This is a genomic window from Aporhodopirellula sallentina SM41 (assembly GCF_000346505.1).
GTDB lineage: Bacteria > Planctomycetota > Planctomycetia > Pirellulales > Pirellulaceae > Rhodopirellula > Rhodopirellula sallentina.
In genome coordinates this window covers 21,839-29,312 of the sequence record NZ_ANOH01000007.1, presented here as the reverse complement: position 1 = coordinate 29,312, position 7,474 = coordinate 21,839, and the positions used below count along the sequence as shown (strand labels likewise).

The following is a 7,474-nucleotide window of genomic DNA, read 5'->3' as shown; positions in this document are numbered from 1 at the left end:
TGGGTGAATGGCGGTCGTCTCATGCGACCCCGAGTTGGTAGAAAATGAGCCAGACGACAGTTGACGTTGGCCGGACGAACAATAAGTGGTCAAGGGATCGATTGGCGCCGAAACGAATGAGTTCAATGCCGACGAACTGTTCAGCCGACGAACTGTTCAAACGCGGTCAAGAACCGCGGTCAAGAACCGCGGTCAAGAACCGCGGTCAAGAACCGCGGTCAAGAACACGGGCAATGCCGCGCCGACTGTGAACAGCATCGGCAGGATTCGTTCGAGCTTGCCGTAGCGGGTGACGCTAGGATTCCCCTCGCGCGACTTACGCATCAAGGACACGTTGCCTCGTCCTTTACCCAAAAACCAAGTTGACATGAAGTATTTGTTCGGTGAATGGAACCTGCCACAGCAGCGGTGAAAGTCTGCTCTGGTCCGGCTCGATCCAGTCGTAGGACGCAGGAACGTTCTCGCCGTTTACCAGACTGTCGCCGATGAACGAAATAAACCAGAGAGATTGTCTTGGAGGAAAGGGCACGTAGGGTGCTCGTCGAAACACGCCAATGTGAAGATTGTCAGGAATACGTTTTACGAGTTGCGTCGTCACGCAGTCCTTCCGACGTGTTGCCGGTTCGATCGTCCGCGGTGTTGACTGCGCGTTCGAATGCGTTTGCTATTCTCGGGCCAAGAGCACCAAAACACAGGCCCCGTCATCGATCACGTTGAGCCCTGCTTCGCGAGCGGCTTGGCTCGCATCTTCGTCTTCCGCCCCGGGCTGCATCCAAATGCTGCGCACCCCGGCGGCGATGGCGTCCGATACCACACGACGGGTCACTTCGGGCGGTGTGATGATCGACAACGATTCGGGAACGGTCGGCAGTTCCGCGATGGTCGGGTAAGCCCGGTGGCCTTCAACTTCTTCGGTGATTGGATTGAGCGGATAGGTTTCTCGGCCGGACGCGATCAAGGCTCGGAATACTTTGTTTCCGTATTTGTGTTGGCGTGCGGAGGCCCCCGCGACTGCATACGTTTGTGCGGAGAGAAAAGTGTCGATCGGGTTCATGGTAACGCGGAGGTGAGGGTTGAGATTCGCCGTGAATGCGTTTGACGATCGTATTCTATCCGGCACGGGTATTCTATCTGCACGTCGAGTGGCGGATCTTGACATGCCTGAAATCACGACGTGCCTGATGCAGAGTAGCGCCGGATTCACAGTGGAGCGGAAATCTGCCGCCGGTTTGCGTCGAAAAGGTACAACCTGTGTTGACGTTTGATGATCGCACGGCATTGGCGTTTTGGTGAGCGTGCTCCACTCGGAGGCAGAACGTTTTCCAACGAAAGTCCGCGGTGGATCGCCCGTCCCGTGGTGAACGTGATCGATCGATAAATAATTCCTATTGGAGACGCTCCTCAATGCCCCATCGCCTGCTGCTGTTGATTGTTGTTTTGATGATTTGGTGTGGTCGCGGTAGTGCTGATCAGCGTCCGAACGTGTTGCTGATTGTGGCGGACGATCTTGGGTTTAGCGACGTTGGCTTCAATGGATGCAAAGAAATTCCGACGCCTCATCTCGATGCGTTGGCGGACGACGGGATCGTTTTCGACGCGGGGTATGCATCGCATTCCTATTGCAGCCCCAGTCGTGCGGGCTTGCTGACGGGGAGGTACCAACAACGGTTCGGGCACGAGTGCAATCCGGGAGCATTTGGCGAGGACGATGTTGCGGGCTTGCCGTTGGATGAAACACTCGTGTCTGATGTATTGGTTGGCAACGGTTATCGTACCGGTGCGATCGGCAAATGGCATCTCGGTGATGCGCCTCGTTTTTGGCCGACACGGCGAGGGTTCCAAGAATGGTTTGGCTTCAGCGGCGGCGGCATGAGCTATTGGGGTGACGTCGGCAAGAAGAAAACCGGTGTGCTTCGAAATGAGGAGCCGGTGCCACGTTCCGAGCTGAGCTACCTGACGGATGATTTCTCAACGGAAGCGGTTCGGTTTATTCAGCGAGCCGACTCGGATCCGTTTTTCTTGTTTCTCGCGTACAACGCCCCGCATGCGCCGGACCAAGTGACCAAGGAGCATCTTAAAAAGACCGAGCATATTGAGTACGGCGGGCGAGCGGTTTACGGAGCGATGGTTGCGGCGATGGATGAAGGAATCGGTCGCGTTGTGGAGGAGTTGAAACGGCGTCAGTTGTACGAAAACACGGTGATCGTTTTCTTCAGCGACAACGGGGGACGGGCCGAGCACGCTGTCAATTTCCCGTATCGTGGTCACAAGGGCATGTTGTTCGAAGGAGGAATTCGTGTCCCCTTTACGGTCACGTGGCCGGCTCGCTTCGCGGGTCACCGACATTACCCGCATCCCGTCAGTGCGTTGGATTTGGTGCCGACGATTTTGGACGCGGCTGGTGTTGCGATTCCGGAGGACTTGCCGCTCGATGGCGTTAGTCTTCTTCCGTATTTGTCGGAGGACGTGAAAACGCTTCCCCACGAAACGTTGTTCTGGCGATACGCGGCTGGTGATGACAAGTACGGCTATGCGGTCCGGCGCGGGAATGACAAGTTGGTTTACAGCCTCTACAAGCAGAAAGTGCTGCTGTTCGACATGTCGGAAGACCCGTGGGAACGCAACGATTTAGCGTCACAACATCCTGAAAAAGTTCAACAGCTAACCGCGATGTATCAGCGATGGACTGACGAATTGTCCGCCCCGAAATGGCTCGATCCACACGGGCCGAATATCCAAAAAGAGGAGGCCCGACGGAGTGCCTCCGTGAACGCCGCCTCGCGTGGTGAACGCTAGGTTGTGTTGAGAACCAAGTTGCGCTGAAATCCAAGTTGCGCTGAGGTGTTGTGAAGGTAGGATTCGGTTCTTTTCACCGGTGATTGCTATCGGCGTGCATGGTGTGATCAGTGTTCATGGCGTGTTCGGCGTTTCTGGTGTGATTGACCAATCTCGTATCGCTCCACAGAATCCTCGCTTGGTCGTTTTGGTTCCGATGTTACCGGTGTCGCCAGACTTCGGGGGGCTGAGTTTTGGCGAGTTCCGCTACGTGGTCCGGACACGACCAATTTCAAAGTGCACTGTCGCGAGGAGATTCACGGTTGTCTTTAATGTCGAATGAGGGTTTGTTGGGGCGAACCGAAAGTGCGGTGCGAGATCGCATGTCGGGGCAGGCCGCCGGGCATGGAATCGATCACGTGATGCGTGTGCTCAAGAACGCGAGGATGATTCACGAGCATGCCGGGGGCGATCGAATTGTCATTGAATTGGCCGCGGTGCTGCATGATGTCGGTGACGCCAAATTCCATGACGGGGTGGAGCGCAGTGCTGAGTTTTCTCGCGAAATCCTAAGCGAATTCGGCGCCGATGCAGAGTTGATCGAAAAGGTCGCTCATATCGTTGACAACGTTTCTTTTCGTAAACGCGAGACAGCCGACGAGTTGTCGCTCGAGGGGAAGGTCGTTCAGGACGCAGATCGGCTCGACGCTCTCGGCGCGATCGGCATTGTTCGAACGATCGAATACGGAGCGGAGTTTGATCAGCCGTTCTACGTTCGCGGATCGGGCGGACAGAAAACCGGTGTCGGGCACTTCTACGAAAAGCTGTTCAAACTGAAGGACCTGATGAACACGGATGCGGCGCGAAAGATCGCGGCTGAACGAGAGGAGTTCATGCGTCAGTTTCTTCATCAATTCTTCGACGAGTGCGAGATCGACGAAGGTGAGTTCTCGATCTAGAACATTTTGGGAAAGAGGTCGCTGATGTCGTCAGACTTCGGTGACCTGAATTTGGCGACGTCCAGCTTCGGGGATTGGACACGTCGGTTTTCAGAATGCACTCGTATCTCGACGTGGTTTGTTTTCGGGTAGGTGGTAGTGGATCTTGCTAAAGATCCTCATGCATCAGGATCGTTAACAAGATCCACTACCGGAAAAGAGGGGCACCGAAAACAACTCATGCATGCAATGAACGCAAGGTGGTTGGTCATTCGTCGTCGTTGTCTTGCCACATCCAAACCAGGGTGTCGGCGAGGGTGGCTTCGAAGACTTTGCGTTGGCAGTGTTTGCTGCCGAGGCTAAAGACGAAACGATAGTCATAGCCTTTGGCTTTCAGTGCCGCGGCGGTGCGTCGATTGGCCATGACCCAATTGTGGTAGGTGTCTTCGCTGTCGTTGTGGCGGAGATCGTGTTCGGCGACGTGAGTGAAGATTCGCAGCGGTTTCTTCTCGCTGTTTTCAATCAGTTTGAGTCCGGAATGGTATTCCCACGCTCCGAGCGGGTAGTCCTGTTCTTCCGCCGCCTTCGGGTTTTGTTGGTCGACAAACGTGCCCGAGTAAGTGATCAGGCGCCGAAAGAGATCGGGCCGAAACCATCCCATCGTCAGCGCGGCGGCTCCTCCGCTGCTGCATCCCATCACGGCACGCTGCCACGGATCGTTGGTCAAGCGGAAGTTGGGGTACGCTTTGCGTAGCGCGAGGTTGCTGCTAACCGCGGGCAGTACTTCGTCGTTGATGAACCGCGCCAAGCGATCGGACATCGTATCGTATTCCAGTCCCCGTTGGCTGCCGTAACTGTCGTCGCCTCCGTTTTCTACCGCGATCACGACGAAGGCGGGAAGCCGGCGTTGGGGATTGTCGCTGATGGTGAGGTTGTCCAGTGCGTGTTGCACGAGATCCAATCGGTTGGGCGCGTCGTGCATGACCAGCAACGGTGCCGGAGTTCCATCACGGTAGGCGGCCGGAACGTAGACGAAGATCCGGCGGTGCGTTCGCACCTTCTTTCGCGGATTCAGGGTGGCATCGTCTCCACGGAAAATTTGGCTGTCGGCCAGTTTCATTTTGAATTCAAACGATTTGCCTTTTGGGTTTCCTCGGTCGGTCAAGTCCGGATCGATGTTGTATTGCGGTCCCACGACAAAGTCGCCGTTGCCGGTTGGGTCGTTGTTCATGCCGCTGTCATTGATGCCTTGTCCGTTTGTAGGTGTTGCGGCAGCCAACAACATTGCGACAAGAGCCACTGTGCAAATGGCGTGAGCATGCGAGACGAATCGGTCGGTGCACCGAAGGATTGAAATCATGATTTGGGTGGGGTGAGTTGGAGGGTGCGGACAATGGGCAGGTCGAAATCTTAGTTGATCGGTTCCGAAAGATCGGGCGGATTGTGGGCTGTTTGACCCAAGAAAGCAGCGGTCGAGGAGACTCTTTCCAGAAAAAACGGATTTTGTTTGATAGATTGGGAATTTTCGACGGGTTAGCTCGCAAGGTCTCGCTGCGTCGTTTCTGTATTGGGCCGATTCCGTGGTCGCGTCAGTTCTGTCCTTTCGGGTGGATGGCTCGAATGGCTGGATCGGTCCGTCCTCGTGAATTGAAACGGTGAGTTTTTCAAGTCATGGATCATCAAGAACCGCAGTTAGCCCAGGAAGATTTTGTGGCGTTGTTCACGGCCAATCAGCGGCGAATCTTTGGGTTCGTCGTGTCGATATCGCCGAGTTGGGCAGACGCCGATGAGATCTTCCAGCGAGTTTGTTTGGTGCTGTGGAAGAAATGGCCCAGCTACGAACACGAGGATAAATTTTTGGCTTGGGCGTTGCAAATCGCAAGATTCGAGGTCGTCAAATTCATGTCGCAGCGAAGTCGTCGCAGAGAAATTTACAGCGACGAAGCGCTCGATTCGATTCAGACGCGAACATGTGAAATGTCTGCCGACCTAAGTGAGCGAATGATTGCTCTTGAGAAATGTGTCAAGAAGCTTCCAGAGGAGCAGCAGGATTTGGTTCGTCGGTGTTATTCGGGGACTCAGAAGATCAAAGAGATTGCTGAGGCAATCGGGATCAACGCCCAGAATCTTTATTTGAAGCTCCAGCGGATACGCAAGGTTCTTCACCAATGCGTCGACAAGTCTCTTGCGGAAATCTGATAAGAAATGAGCCAATCTGAACGGAATGTGCCGGGGCGTTTGCTAGACGATCCCGAAGTGCGAGCCCTCTGTGACGCGTGTTGCGACGGTCTGGCTACGCCGCAGCAGCGAGCCGAGATGAGTGATTTGATCGCTTCGTCGCCCGAGGTCTTGGATTACGTTGTCGCGCATTCGTTTATGATCAGCCAATTGGTTGCGATCTCCGAAACGCCGGAAGAGGTGGGGGCGGGCATGGTGTCCGTGGAGCCTCCTCGGATCAGTCGCCGCATGTCGTTGCAGAAGGTACTGGCAATCGCGGCGTCGATCGCGATCGCGGTGACGGGCATTGAGTTATGGAGGGGCGGCGGTTCCGATGCCCCGTCGCTGCAGGCGAAACTCGCGGTCGTGGGCAGGATGCATCGCGTCACCGATGGCTCGAGTCCTCCTGAGTTCGTTAACGTCAATGAGCGGACGCGGGTCGATATCGACGAGGGCGAGTATGAAGTTTCACTCAGCAGTGGCGTGAAGCTGACGGTTGCCGGGCCGGGCAATTTTGTTGTCGACAATCCGATGTATTGTCGGTTGGGCTTTGGGCGAATGACCGCCAGTGTTCCTAAGGGCGCCGAGGGGTTTCGTGTTCATACAGGCGATGCGGAGATCGTGGATCACGGGACGCGATTCGGTGTCGCGGTCGATCCCAATGGTGGTACTGACGTTGCGGTGTTTGAGGGGAAGGTCGAAGTGCTTTCGCGTGACGAGCAGCGGAAGTTGTCCATCGGGCGAGCAGTGTCGGTGACTAGCAACGGGGCGATGTCGCGAATGCTGGTCGTGAAGCCGGATTCTTTTGAAGTTTCAAAACGTGTGCTCAGTTCGGACGGCCCGGCGATCACGTCGGTGCGAGACAATATCCGTTCGAGCGACGAGATGGGGTACTACCGAATCGTCAACGAAGGGTTTGGAGAGGATCAGCCTGCCTACGTCGATCGTGTTCACCAGTGGAATGGCCTCGGTCGAGATGGGCTGCCGAAAGAGCTTTTGGGGGCGGATTACATCTTGCCGTTCAATGACGACAAAACGGTCAGGGATATTGAGATCACGGTCACGTTGGCCCGAGCGTCGGATGTTTATGTCTTGTTGGATGCACGTGTGAATCCACCGGCGTGGTTGGTGGATGGTTTCGTCGAGACGGAGTTATCCGTTGGGATGGACGAAGGCGAGCGTCCGGGCCGTCCCGAGGATCCGCGTCGAACGTCCGTGGGCGCAGGCAATTCGATCGACTATCGCTTCTCGGTATGGAAGCGGAAACGCGCCGGCATCGGCACGGTCACCTTTGGTGGATTGCCGCAAATCGGTGAGTTCATGTCGATGTACGGGATCCTCGCGGTGCCGCTATCTGAATCATCGACGCGTGAGATCGACGCGATCTAGTTTTCAGACTTCTCGTTGTCTGGCTCTCTGGTCCACCCTGTGTTGGGGTCGGGCCCCGGTGTTTTGCGCCCGTTCGGTGGGGAAAGTCTTCGCTGATTTGCTGCGTGCTTGGGCGAATCGGTGGTTATGGCGGTCTGGTCTCCCGTTAAGTGGCC

At 55.8% G+C, this 7,474-nt stretch carries 7 protein-coding genes; 4 read left to right on the top strand and 3 right to left on the bottom strand.

All coding sequences use genetic code 11. The annotated features are described in order from the left end of the window. Positions 1–192 precede the first annotated feature (192 nt). The gene (locus RSSM_RS33525) at positions 193–369 is read right to left on the bottom strand and encodes a hypothetical protein (protein WP_008673250.1); all 177 of its coding nucleotides are present in this window, start codon (positions 367–369) and stop codon (positions 193–195) included. 295 nt (positions 370–664) lie between these two features. Continuing rightward, positions 665–1,054, bottom strand: a complete 390-nt coding sequence (locus RSSM_RS00560) for a CoA-binding protein (RefSeq protein ID WP_008673249.1) — start codon at positions 1,052–1,054, stop codon at positions 665–667. Between the two features lie 350 nt (positions 1,055–1,404). On the opposite strand from RSSM_RS00560, the gene RSSM_RS00555 reads away from it, so the two are divergent. Together RSSM_RS00555 and RSSM_RS00545 are read left to right on the top strand one after the other, a co-directional pair. Then, positions 1,405–2,796 carry a sulfatase-like hydrolase/transferase gene (locus RSSM_RS00555; protein WP_008673248.1) on the top strand — a complete coding sequence of 464 codons (1,392 nt, stop codon included), beginning with the start codon at positions 1,405–1,407 and terminating at the stop codon, positions 2,794–2,796. A gap of 311 nt (positions 2,797–3,107) precedes the next feature. Further along, positions 3,108–3,734 carry an HD domain-containing protein gene (locus RSSM_RS00545; RefSeq protein WP_008673246.1) on the top strand — a complete coding sequence of 209 codons (627 nt, stop codon included), beginning with the start codon at positions 3,108–3,110 and terminating at the stop codon, positions 3,732–3,734. Positions 3,735–3,981: 247 nt separating this feature from the next. Here the strand turns inward: RSSM_RS00545 and RSSM_RS00540 are convergent, their stop codons facing one another. Continuing rightward, on the bottom strand, positions 3,982–4,998 hold the full coding sequence (locus tag RSSM_RS00540) for an alpha/beta hydrolase (protein WP_044300374.1): 1,017 nt from the start codon (positions 4,996–4,998) through the stop codon (positions 3,982–3,984). 386 nt (positions 4,999–5,384) lie between these two features. Here RSSM_RS00540 and RSSM_RS00530 point away from each other — a divergent pair, with 386 nt between their 5' ends. Further along, positions 5,385–5,912, top strand: coding sequence for a sigma-70 family RNA polymerase sigma factor (locus tag RSSM_RS00530; protein ID WP_008673243.1), 528 nt, complete (start codon positions 5,385–5,387; stop codon positions 5,910–5,912). Positions 5,913–5,918: 6 nt separating this feature from the next. Next, positions 5,919–7,319 (top strand): FecR family protein, encoded by a 1,401-nt coding sequence (locus RSSM_RS00525; protein WP_008673242.1) that lies wholly within the window; start codon positions 5,919–5,921, stop codon positions 7,317–7,319. Positions 7,320–7,474: the final 155 nt, after the last annotated feature.

Bases quoted from the DNA above. Each gene is read 5' to 3' on its own strand.
- RSSM_RS33525 (WP_008673250.1), bottom strand. From the start codon at position 369: ATGTCAACTTGGTTTTTGGGTAAAGGACGAGGCAACGTGTCCTTGATG.
- RSSM_RS00560 (WP_008673249.1), bottom strand. From the start codon at position 1,054: ATGAACCCGATCGACACTTTTCTCTCCGCACAAACGTATGCAGTCGCG.
- RSSM_RS00555 (WP_008673248.1), top strand. From the start codon at position 1,405: ATGCCCCATCGCCTGCTGCTGTTGATTGTTGTTTTGATGATTTGGTGT.
- RSSM_RS00545 (WP_008673246.1), top strand. From the start codon at position 3,108: ATGTCGAATGAGGGTTTGTTGGGGCGAACCGAAAGTGCGGTGCGAGAT.
- RSSM_RS00540 (WP_044300374.1), bottom strand. From the start codon at position 4,998: ATGTTGTTGGCTGCCGCAACACCTACAAACGGACAAGGCATCAATGAC.
- RSSM_RS00530 (WP_008673243.1), top strand. From the start codon at position 5,385: ATGGATCATCAAGAACCGCAGTTAGCCCAGGAAGATTTTGTGGCGTTG.
- RSSM_RS00525 (WP_008673242.1), top strand. From the start codon at position 5,919: ATGAGCCAATCTGAACGGAATGTGCCGGGGCGTTTGCTAGACGATCCC.